This is a genomic window from Gluconacetobacter takamatsuzukensis (assembly GCF_014174275.1).
Classification (GTDB): domain Bacteria; phylum Pseudomonadota; class Alphaproteobacteria; order Acetobacterales; family Acetobacteraceae; genus Gluconacetobacter; species Gluconacetobacter takamatsuzukensis.
The window spans coordinates 178,691-195,869 of the sequence record NZ_JABEQK010000006.1 but is presented as its reverse complement, the minus strand read 5'-3'; the positions used below and the strand labels follow the sequence as shown (position 1 = coordinate 195,869).

11 protein-coding genes are annotated in these 17,179 nt (G+C 66.8%); 10 read left to right on the top strand and 1 reads right to left on the bottom strand.

Features of this window, described 5'->3' with window-relative positions:
- Positions 1–335: 335 nt before the first annotated feature.
- The 4 genes from HLH27_RS09790 to HLH27_RS09775 all read left to right on the top strand — a co-directional run bounded on the left by HLH27_RS09790 (position 336) and on the right by HLH27_RS09775 (position 5,832).
- Complete coding sequence (locus tag HLH27_RS09790; protein ID WP_182949827.1) at positions 336–1,658, top strand: FAD/NAD(P)-binding protein; 1,323 nt, start codon at positions 336–338, stop codon at positions 1,656–1,658.
- A gap of 257 nt (positions 1,659–1,915) precedes the next feature.
- Positions 1,916–4,018 carry a putative bifunctional diguanylate cyclase/phosphodiesterase gene (locus HLH27_RS09785; protein ID WP_246375709.1) on the top strand — a complete coding sequence of 701 codons (2,103 nt, stop codon included), beginning with the start codon at positions 1,916–1,918 and terminating at the stop codon, positions 4,016–4,018.
- A 318-nt stretch (positions 4,019–4,336) separates the two neighbouring features.
- The gene (locus tag HLH27_RS09780; RefSeq protein WP_246375707.1) at positions 4,337–5,347 is read left to right on the top strand and encodes a phytanoyl-CoA dioxygenase family protein; all 1,011 of its coding nucleotides are present in this window, start codon (positions 4,337–4,339) and stop codon (positions 5,345–5,347) included.
- An 11-nt stretch (positions 5,348–5,358) separates the two neighbouring features.
- The gene (locus HLH27_RS09775; protein ID WP_182949825.1) at positions 5,359–5,832 is read left to right on the top strand and encodes a nuclear transport factor 2 family protein; all 474 of its coding nucleotides are present in this window, start codon (positions 5,359–5,361) and stop codon (positions 5,830–5,832) included.
- Between the two features lie 27 nt (positions 5,833–5,859).
- Here the strand turns inward: HLH27_RS09775 and HLH27_RS09770 are convergent, their stop codons facing one another.
- The gene (locus tag HLH27_RS09770) at positions 5,860–6,969 is read right to left on the bottom strand and encodes a P1 family peptidase (RefSeq protein WP_182949824.1); all 1,110 of its coding nucleotides are present in this window, start codon (positions 6,967–6,969) and stop codon (positions 5,860–5,862) included.
- 304 nt (positions 6,970–7,273) lie between these two features.
- Between HLH27_RS09770 and HLH27_RS09765 the strand changes: the two genes are divergently transcribed.
- The 6 genes from HLH27_RS09765 (at position 7,274) to nifJ (ending at position 17,004) form a co-directional block, all read left to right on the top strand.
- Positions 7,274–7,477: a DUF3311 domain-containing protein gene (locus HLH27_RS09765; RefSeq protein ID WP_182949823.1), complete on the top strand. Its 204-nt coding sequence runs from the start codon at positions 7,274–7,276 to the stop codon at positions 7,475–7,477.
- Entirely contained in the window at positions 7,470–8,861 is a 1,392-nt protein-coding gene (locus tag HLH27_RS09760; RefSeq protein ID WP_182949822.1) for a sodium:solute symporter family protein, read from the top strand. The genes HLH27_RS09765 and HLH27_RS09760 overlap by 8 nt, the downstream gene beginning before the upstream one ends.
- A 119-nt stretch (positions 8,862–8,980) precedes the next feature.
- A complete protein-coding gene (locus HLH27_RS09755; protein WP_182949821.1) occupies positions 8,981–10,492 on the top strand; it encodes a sodium:solute symporter in 1,512 nt (503 codons plus the stop codon).
- A gap of 7 nt (positions 10,493–10,499) precedes the next feature.
- Positions 10,500–11,423 (top strand): N-acetylmuramic acid 6-phosphate etherase, encoded by a 924-nt coding sequence (locus tag HLH27_RS09750; protein ID WP_182949820.1) that lies wholly within the window; start codon positions 10,500–10,502, stop codon positions 11,421–11,423.
- 314 nt (positions 11,424–11,737) lie between these two features.
- Positions 11,738–13,399 (top strand): NAD(P)-binding protein, encoded by a 1,662-nt coding sequence (locus tag HLH27_RS09745; protein WP_246375705.1) that lies wholly within the window; start codon positions 11,738–11,740, stop codon positions 13,397–13,399.
- Positions 13,396–17,004: a pyruvate:ferredoxin (flavodoxin) oxidoreductase gene (gene nifJ, locus HLH27_RS09740; RefSeq protein WP_246375703.1), complete on the top strand. Its 3,609-nt coding sequence runs from the start codon at positions 13,396–13,398 to the stop codon at positions 17,002–17,004. Before HLH27_RS09745 ends, nifJ begins: the two co-directional genes overlap by 4 nt.
- Positions 17,005–17,179: the final 175 nt, after the last annotated feature.

Below are 17,179 nucleotides of genomic sequence, written 5' to 3'. Positions count from 1 at the left end.
GTGGGGCGGTCTGCCTCCATCGCCCGGCGCCACCTGCCACATGTGTCGGTGTCCATGATCCGTCAAGACAGGGAACAGCGGATTCCCATGTCTTGAGGCTGTGGCGGGAATGATGCGTGTTCCGGGCGCAGGCGGTGGCGGGGAGTGGAAGACGCGATGGTGCGCCGCACCGTTGCCGGGATCTGTCACTGTTATCATTCGTTACCCGAACCGTCCTTTCCGCGCGGTCGTCGGATCTGCGAAGAAGGGCTGGAGCGGATTGGGGATAGGATATCATGCAGACGATCGTGCGCGGCCGGTCCTGTTGCTATCGCCGGGGTTGACGGAGGCGGGTCATGGCAGGGACGGTTGCGATCGTTGGTGGGGGCGCGAGCGGCGCGCTGGCGGCGATCCATCTGGCGCGACAGGGGAATCCGCCGAAGCTGGTGGTGATCGAGCCCCGGGCCGAACTGGGGCTGGGCATTGCCTATGCCACGCGCAGCCCCGGCCATCTGCTGAACGTTCGCGCGGGGAACATGAGCGCCTTTCCCGACGCGCCTGATCATTTTCTGGACTGGCTGCGGCGGGAGCACGATCCGGCGGCCGATGCGGGCGTCTTCGCACCACGCATGGTGTATGGACGCTATCTCCATTCCCTTGTGGCGCGATCCGGCGCTGTCCATTGCCGGCAGGCGGCGGTGGGGGTGAGGGTGGAAGGCGATGCGGCATCGGTGGTCCTTGCCGACGGCGAGACGGTTCGTGCCGGTTGCGTCGTGCTGGCATTGGGGCATTTTCCGCCGGTGGATCTGCCGCGCATCGGTGCCGATGCCCTGTCGGCGGGCCTGTATCACCGCGATCCTTGGGGTGATTTTCCACTGCCGTCCGATCGTGATTCGCCGGTCGTCCTGGTCGGGACCGGGTTGACGTCGGTGGACATGCTGCTGCGCCTGCGGGAGAGGGGGCATCGCGGGCCGGTCACCATGGTGTCCCGGCACGGGCTGCTGAGCCGGGGCCATGCGCCTTGCGCCCCCTGTGCGCTGCCCGTGGTGCCGGAAGGGACGACGCCCACCGCCCGCGCCTACCTTGCGGTGTTCCGCGATGCCGTGCGGGACGGGTTGCCGTGGCGGGCGGCCGTCGACAGCCTGCGTGGGACGAGTAATCCGCTATGGGCGCATCTGCCGGCCGGCGAGAAGGCCCGGTTCCGGCGGTATCTGTTTCATTACTGGAGCGTGGCGCGCCACCGGATGGCGCCGTCGATTGCCGAACAGGTGGAGCGGGAGCGGCGATCGGGGCTTCTGGTCATCCGCCGGGGGCATGTGCGGGACCTGGCGATGTCGGGAGCTGTCGGGCGGCTGACGATCGTGACGTCGCGGGGGACGGAGAGCCTGGCCGCGTCGTGCGTCATCAATTGCACTGGGCCCGTTACCGACTATCGCCGGGTCGAATCCCCCTTGCTGCGGATGCTGGCGTTGGCCGGGCTTGCGGTGCCCGGGGATATGGGGACGACGCTGGCGACCGATGCGCACGGCGCGCTTGCAGGGGCGTCCGGCGCATGTTCGCAGATGCTGTATGCGATGGGGCCGATGCGGGCCGGGACCCTGTTCGAGACGACGGCGATCCCCGAGATCAGGCAGCAGGCGCGCGATCTGGCCGTTTATCTGGCAGGGATGGGTTCGTAACGGGTGCTGTCGCGCGTCCTGGCCGGCGGTTGTCGGTGCGGGGGAGTAGACAATAAAATCGTCAGTTGCGATATAACAGGGTATTCTTCATCCGTTCGGATTTCGTTATGGTCCGATGATCATGGTATGATGCCCGAAATAAAAAATTCTTGTTCAGATCGGATATGCGTAATTGACTATATGAGTGCTCTATATTTTCTTATTTTTTATGTGCGCGATGGCTATGATTCATTAAGCATGCGTTTGGAAAGTCCGCGATGACGATGCTGGCGAAGGGCACGGTGGCGGCGCAGACGATGCGCGATATCGCGGCCGTGGTGCCCATCCTGCCCGAAACGGCCGTCGGCGGCGATGTCCAGCAATGTTTCGAGAACGATCCCGACCTGCTGTATGTTGTCATCGTCGACCATGAGGGGCGCCCGCTGGGTCTGGTCGACCGGCATACATTTCATGTGCGCATGGCCGGCCAGTATGGATATTCGGTCTATCACCGGCGCCCGGTCACGCTGCTGATGGATCCGCGCCCGACCATCGTCGAAGCGGCCGTGCTGGTGGCCGACTTCCTGCCCCAGGCTTTGGGTGCGAACCCGTCGGAACTTCTGCTGGGTTTTATCGTCGTCGAAAGCGGGATCTGCCTGGGGGTCGGCTCTGCCATCGACCTGGTGCGCCATGCGCATGCCGCCAAGCAGACGGCGCTGTCGGAACTGCGCACGGCGACGGACAGGCTGCATGAGGCGAACGAGGAGATCCTGCGCGACAAATTGTTCATCGATCGCATTGTGCAGAATGTGCCGTCACCGCTGATCGTCCGGTCCGTCGTGGATGGGGATGTCATTCTGATGAATCGGGCGGCAAAGCGGTTCGGCGATTCGGCCCTATCCGAACGGACGTCCCACATGGCATCCTGCATGGTGGACGCGGCGTCGGCGGATGACGGGCAGGCGACCATGGAATGTTCGGTTGACGATCCGCAGGGAAAACGGCGGGACCTGATCATCAACCGGCTGCTGATCGCCGACCAGGCGGGGCGGCCGCTATGGGACCTGTATGTTTTCGATGACGTGACGGTCTATCGGGAGAATGAGCGGCAGATTGAGCGGCTGGCCCATTACGACAAGGTGACAGACCTGTGCAATCGCCGCCTGTTCAGCATGCGGCTGGAGGCGTTGTGCAGCGGGAACAGGCAGGGTGTCCTGTTCTATATCGACCTCGATTATTTCAAGACCGTAAATGATGTCCATGGCCATGCCACGGGGGATGCCCTGCTGCGCCTTGTGGCCGGGCGGCTGCGCGAGCATAGCCGGCCCGGGGACCTGATCGCGCGCCTGGGTGGGGATGAATTCGCCATTCTTTGGCCCAATACTGCCGCGCCGTCGGAAATCGACGGTCGGATGGCGCCGCTGCTGGCGGCCCTGAGCGCGCCGTATCAGGTGGACGGCAGGCGGATCGTGATCGGGGCCAGCATCGGTTCCGCCCGTTTCCCCGAAGATGCCGACAGTGCGGAGACCCTGTTGCAGCATGCGGACATGGCGATGTATCGCGCCAAGGCCCAGGGGCGGAACCGCTTCGGTCAGTTTCAGGCCGCGTTGAGCGAGGAAATCAGGAGTGCCGCGATCCTGGCCGCGGAACTGCGCGATGCGCTGGCGACCGATACCCTGACCCTGCATTTCCAGCCGATCTACGAACGCGAGGGCCGCCGGGTCAGGAGTTGCGAGGCCCTGGTGCGCTGGTATCATCCGGTGCGTGGGCTGGTCATGCCGGACCAGTTCATCGCGCTGGCCGAGCAGAACGGGTTGATCCATGCGCTGGGGCAGTGGGTTCTGCATGCTGCGTGCCGGGAGGCGACGTCATGGCCGGACGGGATCAGGGTGGCGGTGAACGTGTCGCCGATCCAGCTGGGCGATGCGGCCTTTCCCGACATGGTGCGGAGCATTCTGCGCCAGAGCGGCCTGCCGGCGCAGAGGCTGGAAATCGAGATTACCGAAACATCGTTCCTGAAAAATGAAAAATCGAATCAAGCCGTGCTGCGCAGGCTCGTGGAGATCGGCTGCCGGCTGGTGCTGGACGATTTTGGAACCGGCTATTCCTCGCTGAAATATCTCTGGTCCTTTCCGTTCAGCAAGATCAAGATCGATTGCGGATTTGTCCAGGCGATGTCTCAGGACAAGGTCGTCAGGATCACGCAGACCATGCTCAGCCTCGCCCATTCCCTGGATCTGTGCGTTACGGCCGAGGGGGTGGAGACGGACGAACAGCATCGGCTTCTTGTCGGGATGGGGTGCGACGAGGTCCAGGGCTATCTGTTTGCCCGGCCCCGGCCGGTGGAGGATCTGCCGTCGTGCCTGAGGGTATGTGCGTGATCCGAAGGGGGATATAGGCTGCGCAGGCGTGCCTTCCCGATGGTCCGGATACAGATTTCTTGTGCGATTTGATCGTCCTGTCGTACGATTTTGCAACGTATTCTTATGATGCTATTCCGTGTTTCCACATGCTGCGCGAGGCAGTGAGGCTGCAACTTCACGGTATGAGGGGCGTTCCCATGCCGTTATGGCCGACCGGATATTATGCATAAGACAATCAAGGCTATTCTGACCTGTCCCGTCTGGGTCGTTCAGCTTTTCACCGGCGCGAAATCCTTTCGTGATAACCCCCTGATCGGCAGCCATCGGCTGAATGAGATGGGCCTGCATGTCTTGCGCCAGAGCCTGGCCCATCGCGCTGCCGCGTGGCGCCGGCGGCGGCTCAAGCGCGGGATTCCGCCCCATCTTGTTGCCGAGTTCGACCGTGACGGGTTCGTCGTCATCCGCGACTTCCTGCCTGCGGCCGTGTTCGGCCGGCTTCTGGAGGAGGTCCGGCAGTATCGCGGGGAAGCGCGGGAGACCATTCAGGGCGACACTGTAACCCGCCGCATTGCGCTGGAGCCGAGGGTTCTGGCGCGTATGCCCGGCGTAAGGCAGTTGCTGGAGAAGGCGCTACTGGGGCGGTTGATCCGGTTGGGCGGCAGCCGGGACTGTGAGCCACTTTATTATATCCAGACCATTCTGCCGCATGCCGTCACCGGCGTCCCCGATCCGCAGCTTCAGCTTCATGCCGATACGTTCCATCCGACCGTCAAGGCGTGGTTCACTCTGACCGAGACGGCGGAGGAGCATGGTCCGTTCGTGTATGTTCCCGGATCGCACAGGCTGAACCCGGCACGGCAGGCCTGGGAAAAGCGGATGAGCCTGGAGGCGGCCCGCTCCGAGGATCGTCTGAGTGGACGGGGATCGTTCCGTGTCGACGAGGAAGCACTGGCCGCCATGGGCTATCCGGCGCCGCGCGCGGTTGCCGTGCCCGCCAATACGCTGATCGTTGCCGATACCGGCGGCTTCCACGCGCGCGGTGCCAGCGAACAGCCCGGAATCCGGGTGGAGATCTGGGCGTACGAACGGGGCAATCCGTTCTTTGTTCCCCTGATCGATTTATGGCGTATTCATGCGCTCGGGCGGCGTCGGGCCGGCATGGTCTGGTCATTCCATGACTGGCTGGAGGAAAGCGGGCTGGGTATCCATGTCTGGCGAAAGCGTGCGAATGTCGGCGCTTTCGACCGCGACGTCGGGGGGCATGCGATGCTGCGCATCGCCCCTGGCCTGTCCAGCCGGTTCGGACAGATGACCTCCCATATGTTCCGGCGGTTTGCGCGCCGGTAGAGAGGAACGTGATGTCTCTTCCCCCATTTCCCCCATTTCCCCCGTTTACGGACGACACTGCGCGGTTGAAGGCGCGGCTTGCCGAGGATGCGTGGAACAGCCGCGACCCGCAGCGCGTGTCGCTGGCTTATACGCCGGATTGCCGGTGGCGGAACCGGGCGGAATTTGTCCATGGCCGCGAGGAGATCGTAGCGTTTCTGCGCCGCAAGTGGGAGCGGGAGCTGGATTACCGGTTGATCAAGGAAGTCTGGGCCCATGCCGGCGATCGGATGGCGGTGCGGTTTGCCTATGAATGGCATGATGCGGGCGGCCGGTGGTTTCGCTCCTATGGGAACGAGAACTGGGAATTCGGCGCGGATGGGTTGATGCGGCGGCGGATCGCCTCGATCAACGATCTGGCGATCCGGGAGGACGAGCGAAAATTCCATTGGCCGTCCGGCAGGCGGCCCGATGACCATCCGTCGCTGAGCGACCTCGGATTGTGACCGTGGGGGAGGCTGCCGGCTTGTTTCCTAGTCCGGCAGGTTCTTCCAGGTCGGGATGCCCATGCCGGGGGGGAGCGTGGCTTCGTACACGCCGCGCGCCACGGCGCGGGACAATGTGTCGGCCGCCAGGGCGCCCAGCCGCGCCACATGGAGCGGGCGCGAGCCGGGGGGAAGCGGGCGGCGGCCAGTGGACAGTGCGAAAATGACGTCGCCGTCGAAGGGTGAGTGAACCGGGCGGATGGCGCGGGCCATGCCGTCCTGCGCCATCATGGCCACGCGCTTGAGGTCGTCGGCATCAAGATCGGCGTCGGTGGCGATGCAGGCGATGGTGGTGTTGGCGCGGGCTGCCGGGTTGAATTTGGCCCGGCCCCAATCCTCGGGATCGACATGGGCGGTGCCGGCACCCAGCCCGCCGAATTCGCGGCCCATCTCGAAGGCGCCTGCCCAGAAATGGCGCGTGCCCGGCACGACCACGGAGCCGAGGCTGTTGACCGCCACCAGGGCGCCGACGGTCATCCCGTCGGCGGTGACGAACGAGGCGGAACCGAGCCCGCCCTTGAGTGCGCCGGCCTGCGCCCCGTATCCCGCGCCGGCCGTGCCGAGGGCGATGTCGCGGGTGGGATGGTCCATCGCCTTCAGGGCCAGGTCGCGATAGGGCGGGTTGAGGCCCCAGTTCTTGTCGCCGCCATTGGCGAGATCGAACAGGATCGCGGTGGGGACGATGGGCGACGGCGGCACGCCGGGTTGTTTCGTCATGGAAAAGCCGCGTCCGCGCGCACCCAGCCAGGCGGCGACGCCGTCGGCCGAGGCCAGCCCGTAGACCGAGCCGCCGGACAGCACGATGGCATCGATGCTGCGCACGAGATTGCCGGCCGTCAGCGCATCGGTCTCACGCGTGCCGGGGCCGCCGCCGCGCACGTCCACCGCGCAGGCCACCCGCCGGTCGGGCAGGAGGATTGTGACCCCGGTGCGAACCCGCGTGTCATGCGCTTCGCCGACCGTCAGGCCGGCGACGTCGGTGATGAGGTTGGTGGGGCCCACATGGCCGCTGCCGCCCAGCGCCGCGGCAGCCCGCGTCGCGCGGGCCGCCAGTATCGGCAGGGCGGCGGAGAGGCCGAGGAGCGTGCGTCTTTTCATCGGGAAACGGACCTTGTGCGAGGGGTGTGCGGGCGCGGGATGGGGTGGATTCTCGTCGTCGACGGAGCAGGCGTCCAGAGGGCCCTTGCACCGTCGGGCCCTGTGGCACGCGCGCCGGTCTTCAACACGGGCTTGCGGCGGAGTGAGAAGGGGATGGGCGGGCGGGGAGCATGCTGGCAGACTGTTTGTGGACCGGGCCTGACGGGTGGATGCGGGGCGGCATGAGCCTGCGTGACATGGCCGGAACCGGAACGATATCGTCATGGAGGGCAGCGCACTGAAACCGCGAACGACCGAGGGAAGCATGAGGGATGTCTGGCGTGTCGGGCTGGGGGTCGGGGTGCCGTTCGGCGCGATCGTGCTGTTGCTGCCCGTCCTGAGTGCGAGCCGTCTGCTGATCTTCGGGGTGCCGCTGGTCGTGTGCTGGCTGTTCGGCTGGTTCTTCCTGACGTCGCTGTGCCTGGTCGTTGTCTGGCTGGCTTTCGATCGTGGAGGGGAGGATGGCTAGCATCATCTTCTTCCTGGTCATTCTGCTGTCCATCATGGTGGCGCTGTTCTCGCGGCGTGGCCACGGGCACCAGGACAGCCGCGATTTCTTCGTCGCGTCGGGCCAGTTCGGCGGCATCCTGGTCTTCATGCTGGCGGTGGGGGAAACCTACAGTATCGGCAGCATCATGGGGTTTCCGTCGGCGGCCTACAGTACGGGGACGTCCTTCATCATCTGGTTCCTGTCCTATATCGTGCTGGCCTATCCGGTCGGGTATTTTCTCAATCCGCTGATCTGGCGGGCCGGCCGGCATTATCAGGCGCTGACCATGGCCGATCTGTTTCGAGCCCGGTTCGGCAGCCGGGGGCTGGAACGGCTGGTGGTGCTGACCGCGATCCTGTGCCTGCTGCCGATGGGTGAATTGCAGATCGTCGGCCTGCTGCGCATCATCGACCAGTTTCACTGGGGGTTGCCCGAGCAGTGGACGACCGCCGCCGCCGCCGGCCTGACCTTTGCCTGGATCATGCTCTCGGGCATTCGTGCGCCGGCCTATGTCTCGGTGATCAAGGACAGTCTGGTGCTGATGGCGGTGACGGTCGTGGGGCTGGCCGCCCTGCGGGCCGGAGGGATGGCGCATTTGCCGCCCATGGCATGGACGGGGCAGCCGGTGGCGCTGCGGGACCAGGTCTATGCGCTTTCGACCATTCCGCTCCAAGCCGTGGCGTTCTGCGTGGCGCCGCAGACGGTGGCCTTCGTGTTTACCGCGCGTTCGGCGCGGACGGTGCGGCGCAACCAGATCGTCATGCCGCTGTATATGGTGATGTTTCCGTTTCTCTATCTGGTGGCGCTGTATGCGCGTTCAGCGGGGCTGCCGGTGCCCACGCCCAATGCGGTGTTCATGGTCGCTGCCGGGGCGCTGGTGCCGGACTGGATGGTCGGGCTGGCCGCCGGGGCCTGCGCGCTGTCGGGGCTGGTGATCCTGGCCGGCACCTGCCTGGCCATCGGCCCGCTGGTGTCGCGCAACCTGCTGCATGGCCTGTCGGATTCCGGACAGAGGCGGGGGGCGCAGGCGGTGATCGCGCTCTATCTGCTGTTCTCGATCGTGGCGGCGGGGCATCTGTCGGGGCTGATGGTGACGCTGACCAGCTTCTATTACCTCGGCGTGTCGCAGTTCATTCCCGGTATTGCCGCGATCCTCTGGCGGTGGCCGCTATCGGCGTGGGCGCTGGGGGCGGGGCTGGTGGTCGGGGATGCCGTGGCCATGGGGGGCGCGCTTGCCGGCTTGCAGCCGGCGGGACTGAATACCGGGATGGTCGGGCTGGTGGCCAACCTGCTGGTGGCCGGTGCGATTGCGTGGATGGAACGGCGGAAGCGTGTCGCGGGAGCGGCTTCCGGCATCGTCTGACGGGGGAGGGGCGGCAGGTTGGTGTGTGCCTGTCCGGGCCTTTCTCGTGCCGGGCTGCGTCGCTATGGTACTGTTGTGCTTGGGCGCGGTTCACAATTGCCGCCGGCCAGAGGGGGCTTATGCGACCTGCCGATATTGCCGTGATCGGCCTGTATTTCGTGGTCCTGCTGGCCGTGACTCTGACCATGGCGCGGCGGGGGCGCTCGGCGGGGGATTTCCTGTCGGCGCATCACGATTTGCCCTGGTGGGCGCTGTGCCTGTCGCTGGTGGCGACCGAGACCTCGACCCTGACCTTCATCAGCGTGCCGGGGGTCGGCTACACGAATGGGCTGGTCTTTGCCGGCCTGGCAGGAGGGTATCTGATCGGGCGGCTGGTCGTGGCCGTGTGGTTCCTGCCGCTTTACATCCAGGGGCGGATGAGCAGCGCCTACCAGTATCTCGGCCGGCGATTCGGGTATCGGGTGCAGAGGATCGCTGCCGGGGCGTTTCTGCTGACGCGGCTGGTGGCGGAAGGTGTGCGCCTGCTGGCCGGCATGCTGCCGCTGGTATGGCTGCTGACCCATGCCGGCCTGCCGGTGGGGCGGGGCACGGTGCTGGTCGCGATCATGGCGGCGACGCTGGCCTATACGCTGTTCGGCGGGCTGCGCGCCGTGGTGTGGTCGGACAGCGTGCAACTGGTCATCTATCTGTTCGGGGCCGCGCTGTGCGTGGGCATTCTGTGGGGTGGCGCCGGCGGCTGGCAGGCGGCGTGGGGAGCCGGGCGGCTGGCCCTGTTTCATGTCCACTCCGGCGCGCGGTGGTTTGCTGACCCGTTTACCCCTGCCGCCGCCCTGCTGGGCGGGGCGATCCTGTCCGTGGCATCGCATGGGACGGACCAGCTGATGGTCCAGCGGCTGCTGGCCGCCCGCAGCCTGCAGGCGGCGCGGCTGGCCCTGATCGGCAGTGCCGTGCTGGTGGGGGTGCTGTTTACGCTGCTGTCGGTGGTCGGGGTGCAGTTGTGGGTGCGGTCGGGCGGGGCGCCGCTGGCGGCGCTGGGCTTTCGGTCGGCGGACGAGCTGTTTCCGCATTTCATCGTCACCGGCCTGCCGGCCGGGTTGAGCGGCCTGCTGGTGGCGGGCGTGCTGAGTGCCACCATGGGGTCGCTGTCCGCGACGCTGAATGCCATGGCGGGGTCGGTGCTGACGGATTTCGGGCCGGTGCCGGCGCGGGTTGTGGCGCGCATGGCCGAGGCATGCGGGTGGCGGGCGGGGCCGCTGTTTGCCGCGCGGGTGCTGACGGCCTTCTGGGCCGTGGCGCTGGTTGCCGTGACCATGGTGTTGGGCGGGGGGACGAAATCGGCCGTGATCCTGGGGCTGACCGTCGCGGGATGGTCCTATGGGCCGACATTGGGGGCGTTTCTGTTCGGCATGCTGTGTCCGGGCGGGCGGGAGCGTGATGCGGTGGTCGGGGTCCTGGTCTCGCTGGCCGGCATGGCCGTGCTGATGGGCCTTGCCCAGCGTGTGGGGTGGACGATCGCCTTTCCGTGGCTGGTGCCGGCCGGGATCGGGATGATGCTGGCGCCCGCCTGTCTTTCCATGATGTTTCGTTCGTCCCGCCGCGTGGGCGGGACCGATTCCGTTGCAGGGAAGTGACCAGACCGTGACGACAGGCCCGCATTCCACCCCCGTTTCCGCGCCCGTGCCCGGTATCGGCACCGAGGAGCGCGATCCGCGCTATGGGGATATCGATCTCTGGCCGACCGGATCGGTCCTGGACGCGCTGGCCGAGGCGCAGATGACGGCGGTGGCGATCGTGCGGGCCGCCGTGCCGCAGATGGAGGCGGTGGTGGAGGCCGCGCTGCCGGGGCTGCGCGCCGGGGGGCGGCTGTTTTACGTGGGGGCCGGTACCTCGGGGCGGATCGGGCTTCAGGACGGTGTGGAGCTGACGCCGACCTTCGGCTGGCCGGGCGAGCGGCTGGTGCTGATGCTTGCCGGAGGGCCGGCTGCGCTGTTCGAATCGGTGGAAGGGGCCGAGGACCGGGAGGATGCGGCCCGGGCGGAGATCCTGTCCCACGATCCGGGCCCGCATGATGTGGTGTTCGGCATCGCCGCCAGCGGGGGCACGCCCTATACCTGCGCCGCGGTGGCTGCCGCGCGGGCGCGGGGCGCGCTGACCGTGGGCATTGCGTCGAATCCCGGCGGGCGGCTGCTGCGCGAGGCCGAATGGGGGATCGTGCTGCCGACCGGGCCGGAGGTCATTTCCGGCTCGACGCGGCTGAAGGCCGGCACCGCGCAGAAGGCGGCGCTGAACATGCTTTCCACCGCGCTGATGGTGCGGCTGGGCCATGCCTATCGCGGGCAGATGGTGGATATGCGCGTCGTCAACGCCAAGCTGAAGACGCGTGCGGCGCGGATGGTGCGGCTGCTGGCCGGGGGTACGGACGAGCAGATTGCCCGGGCCCTTGCGGCCAGCGACGGCAACGTCAAGCGGGCGGTGCTGATCCGGCATGGGATGAGCCTGGCGGAGGCCGAAGCCGCGCTGGCGCGGCATGGCGGCGACCTGCGGGCCGTGCTGGGCACCTGATGGGTGCGGGCGGGGGCGGCGCGGGGACGCGCCTCCCGCCGCCATCGCCATCCCGATGACAGATCAAAGAAATCTGTGCCGATTGACTTCGGTCAAACGGGCTCCTGCCCATTCGATGTTATGACAAAAATGGCGAATCCTCGGACGGGGAGGGTGCCGGTTCGGTGTCCGATTCCGGGGCGCGGGTTTGTCTGGATCGGTGTCGAAACGATAATCTCGTGGTATCGGTCGTGCGGCATGGGCCGGCCACGCGCCAATAATGCGCGGGCGGGCTCGGTGGGCTGGGGGTGGGGATGGTTTTGAAACTCGATGACATGACGCAGGTGCTGCAGGAGACGACGCGGCGTGGGGTCGGCAGCCGACGCTGGCAGAAGCCCGTCTACATGCATTTCCTGCCGCCCTGTAACCATGCCTGCCCGGCCGGCGAGGATATCCAGGGCTGGCTGGCCCTGGCCCAGGCGGGCGAGTACGAAAAGGCCTGGCGGGCGCTGGTGGCCAACAACCCCATGCCGGCCATCCACGGCCGGGCCTGCTATCACCCGTGCGAGGGCGGCTGCAACCGGGGCGAGCTGGATTCGCCGGTGGCCATCCATGCCGTCGAGCGGTTTCTGGGCGATCTGGCGGCCGAGAAGGGCTGGCAGGTTTCGGTGGCGCCCGCGACGGGCAGGAAGGTGCTGGTCGTGGGCGCGGGGCCGGCCGGCCTGTCCTGCGCCTGGCATCTGGCGCGGATGGGGCACCAGGTCGAGATCCGCGATGCGGCGGAGCAGCCGGGCGGCATGATGATGTACGGCATCCCGGCCTATCGGCTGCCGCGCGAGCCGATGGGCAAGGATATCGCGCGGATCACGGGCCTGCCGGGCGTGACGCTGCGCTGCGGCCAGCGGGTGGACGATGTGCTGCGCGCGAAGCAGGAGGGCGGGTTCGACGCCGTGTTCGTCGGGGTCGGCGCGCAACTGGCCAACCGGCTGAACATCCCGGCCATGGACGGCCGGAAGATGACCGATGCGATCAGCATGCTGGCCGATGTCAGCCGGGGCGGGCGCCCGGCGCTGGGGCGCGTCGTCGCGGTGGTCGGCGGCGGCAACGTGGCGATGGATGCCGCGCGGACCGCGCGGCGGCTGGGGGCGACCGATACGGTCATCATCTTCCGCTATGACCCGCAGCATATGGAGGCCCTGCCGGCCGAGGCGGCCGAGGCGGTTGCCGAAGGCGCCAAGGTGCGCTGGCTGAGCGTGGTCGATCATTTCGGCGCCGACGGGCTGGTGGTCGAGAAGGTGACCATGAACCCCGACGGCAGCGTGACGCCGACCGGCGAGACGGAGCGGCTGGCCGCCGATGCGGTGGTGCTGGCGGTGGGCCAGCACAGCGACCTGGCCCTGCTGGCGGATGCGGCGGCGGTGAAGGTGCAGAAGGACGGCACCGTTGCGGTGGATGCCGACCTGATGACGGGGCAGGCCGGCATTTTCGCCGGCGGCGACTGCATCGGCGGCGCGCGGACCATGACCACGGCGACCGGGCACGGCAAGCTGGCGGCGCGGGCGATCGATGCCTGGCTGGCCGGCAAGGCCTACGTGCATCCGGCGGCGCACCCGCTGGTCAGCTTCGACATGCTGCATCTGCCGGATTACCGCGATGCGCCGCGCAGCGTGCAGGCCGAGCGGCCGGTCGCGGAGCGGCTGGGGTTCGACGAGGTGGATGCCGGGCTGGACGAGCGCCATGCCCGCTACGAGGCGCAGCGCTGCCTGTCGTGCGGCAATTGCTTCGAATGCGACAATTGCTATGCCGCCTGTCCGGAACAGGCGATTACGCGGCTGGGGCCGGGGCAGGGATATGCGGTGTCGATGGATCTGTGCACCGGCTGCGCGACCTGTTTCGAGCAGTGCCCGTGCCATGCGATCGAAATGACGCCCGACGGGGCGGGCGGGGACGGCACGGACGCGTCTCCGGCGCCGTCGGGATTCAAGGTGCGGGCATGAGCGACATGACAGGAACGGAGAAGGTCGGCATGACCGAACAGACCGCCACGATGGACGGTAACACTGCCGTCGCGCATGTTGCCTATCGGGTCAACGAGATCTGCGCCATCTATCCCATCACGCCGTCCTCGCCGATGGCGGAGCTGGCCGATGCGTGGTCGGACCAGGGGCTGCGCAACATCTGGGGCGATATCCCGGTGGTGCAGGAAATGCAGGCCGAGGGCGGTGCCGCGGGCTGCGTGCATGGATCGCTGCAAAGTGGCGCCCTGACGACGACCTTTACGGCGTCGCAGGGGCTGATGCTGATGCTGCCCAACATGTACAAGATCGCGGGCGAGCTGACCGCGACGGTCTTCCATGTCGCCGCGCGTGCGCTGGCGGCGGGCGGGTCCTCCATCTTCGGCGATCATCAGGACATCATGGCCGCGCGGCCCACGGGTTTTGCGATCCTGGGCGCGGCGTCGGTGCAGGAGGGGCATGATTTGGCGCTGGTCGCGCAGGCGGCGACGCTGGCCGCGCGGGTGCCCTTTATCCATTTCACCGACGGGTTCCGCACATCGCACGAATACAACATGCTGAAGATCATGCCCGACAGCGTGATCCGGGCCATGATCGACGACGACCTGGTGCACGCCCATCGCGGCCGCGCGCTGACGCCGAACAACCCGTTCATTCGCGGCACCTGGCAGAACCCCGATACCTATTTCCAGACGCGCGAGGCGGTGAACCCGTACTATGCGAAGGTGCCGGGCATCGTGCAGGAGGTGATGGACCAGTTCGCCGCCCAGACCGGCCGGGCCTATCGCCTGTTCCGCTATGACGGGCCGGCGGACGCCGAGCGCGTGATCATCAGCATGGGGTCGGGCGCGGAAGTGGTGCGGGAAACCGCGCTGTGGATGAACCGGGCCGGCGAGAAGGTAGGGGCCTTGCAGGTGCTGCTGTATCGCCCGTTTTCGGCCGAGCATTTCCTGGCCGCGCTGCCGCCGGGGGTGAAGTCGATCGCGGTGTTGGACCGCACCAAGGAGCCGGGCGCGCCGATGGAGCCGCTTTATGCCGACGTGCTGGGCGTGCTGGCGCAGGCGTTCGGCACCGGGCGGATCGCGGCCATGCCGCGCGTGATCGGCGGCCGGTACGGATTGTCGTCGCGCGATTTCAATCCGGGCATGGTCAAGGCGGTCTTCGACGAGCTGGCGAAGGCGGCGCCGAAGAACAATTTCACGCTCGGCATCGATGACGACGTGACGCATACCAACCTGGAATACGACCAGAACCTGGATATCGAGCCGAAGGATACCGTGCGCTGCCTGTTCTACGGGCTGGGCGCCGACGGCACGGTGGGCGCGAACAAGAACAGCGTGAAGATTCTGAGCGAGCAGCCGGGGCGGTTCGCGCAGGCCTATTTCGACTACGATTCGCACAAATCGGGGGGCGAGACGATTTCGCACCTGCGGTTCGGTACGGCGCAGATCGCTGCACCCTATCTGATCCGGCATGCGGATTTCGTGGCGTGTCACAAGTTCGAATTCCTGTTCAAGCGCGATATCCTCGGGCCGGCCATCGATGGGGCCACCTTCCTGCTGAACAGCCCCTATGGGCCGGATGTGGTGTGGGACAAGCTGCCGCGCCGGGTGCAGGACCAGATCGTGAGCAAGAAGCTGCGCTTCTTCGTGATCGATGCCTCGGACGTCGCGTTGAAGATCGGGCTGGGGCCGCGTGTGAACACGGTGTTGCAGACCTGCTTCTTCCATCTGTCCAAGGTTCTGCCGCCCGACGAGGCGGTGGCGCAGATCAAGCATTTCATCACCAAGAGCTATGGCGCCAAGGGCGATGCGGTGGTGAAGCTGAATTTCGCCGCCGTGGACGCGGCGGTGGCGGCACTGCACGAGGTGACTGTGCCGCAGGCGGCCACCGGCACGGTGGCCATGCCGCCGATCGTGCCGGCCACCGCGCCGTTGTTCGTGCGCGAGGTGACGGGCGAGATCATGGCCAGCCGGGGCGAGGCGATCCCGGTCAGCAAGATCCCGGCCGACGGGACCTTCCCCGGCGGTACCACGCAATATGAAAAGCGCAATATCGCGGTCGAGGTGCCGATCTGGGACCAGGATGCGTGCATCCAGTGCGGCCAGTGCAGCATCGTCTGCCCGCATAGCGTGATCCGGGCCAAGATCTACGATGCCGATGCGCTGGAGGGCGCGCCGGAGCATTTCCGCTCGGCGCCGGTCAATGCGCGCGGGTATCCGGATTCGCGCTTTTCGCTGCAATTCTATGTCGAGGATTGCACCGGCTGCGGCGTGTGCGTGGAAAACTGCCCGGCCATTGCCGAGGACGGCGTGCACCGGGCGATCAACATGGGCGAGAAGCTGCCGATCCTGGCGCAGGAGCGGGAGAATATCGGCTTCTTCGAAACCCTGCCGACGCCGGACCGGACGTTCGTGAACCAGGCCAATGTGCGGGGCGTGCAATTGCTGGAACCGCTGTTCGAGTTCAGCGGGGCCTGCGCGGGGTGTGGCGAGACGCCGTATCTGAAGCTGATCTCGCAGCTTTTCGGCGACCGGTTGCAGATTGCCAATGCCACGGGCTGCTCGGCGATTTATGCCGGCAACATGCCCGCCCATGCCTGGAAGGCGAATGCCGAGGGGCGCGGGGTGGCCTGGGCGAACTCGCTGTTCGAGGATAATGCCGAGTTCGGGCTGGGGTTCCGCTTGGCGGTGGACAAGCAGACCGGGCTGGCCCGCGACCTGCTGACCCGGCTGGCGCCGAAGGTCGGGCAGGATCTGGCGGATGCGATCCTGGCGAAAACCCAGCATACCGAGCGCGATTATGCCGAGCAGCGCGAGCGGGTGGCCGCCCTGAAGCAGCGTCTGGCGCCGCTGGAGGGACCGGAGGCAAAAAACCTGCTGATCCTGGCCGATTTCCTGGTCCGCCGTTCGATCTGGATCGTCGGTGGCGATGGCTGGGCCTATGACATCGATTATGGCGGGCTGGACCATGTGCTGGCGCAGGGCCGCAACGTGAACGTGCTGGTGCTGGATACCGAAGTGTATTCGAACACCGGCGGCCAGTCCTCGAAGGCCACGCCGCTGGGGGCCAGTGCCAAGTTCGCGGCCGCCGGCAAGCGGGTGCCGCGCAAGGACCTGGCGTTGCAGGCCATTTCCTACGGCACGGTCTATGTGGCGCAGATTGCGCTGGGGGCGAATTCGGAGCAGGCGCTGATCGCGATGCGCGAGGCGGAGGCTTATGATGGGCCGTCGCTGATCCTGGCCTATTCGCAGTGCATCGCGCACGGTATCGACATGCGGACCGGCATGAAGCAGCAGGCGCGGGCGGTGGCGTCGGGCTACTGGCCGCTGTTCCGCTTCGATCCGACGATGCGCAGGAGCGGCCTGAATCCGTTCCGGCTGGATTCGCCGCGTCCGCGGATTCCGCTGAAGGAATACGCCTATCGCGAATTGCGGTACAAGACCCTGTTGCGCACGCATCCGGAATCGGCCGGCCATCTGCTGCAACAAGCCGAGGCGGCGGCGCAGGAGCGCTATCGCATCTATGAAGACATGGCCGCACGCGACGGCAGCCGGTTTCTGCCCCACTGGGAAGACGTACCCTGAGTTTTGGCCCGGAAACGCGCGCTGGTGGCGAGCCGACGCGCGTTTCCTGTGCTCCGGTGGTCGGAAACACGCGACGGGTGCGGGCCTTTGGGCCGCTCTCGCTCACCAGTCCACGTTTCCGGGCCAAAACCGGGATTGCGTGTGGAGACCGGCCTGGACGCGGGTATTGGGAGAG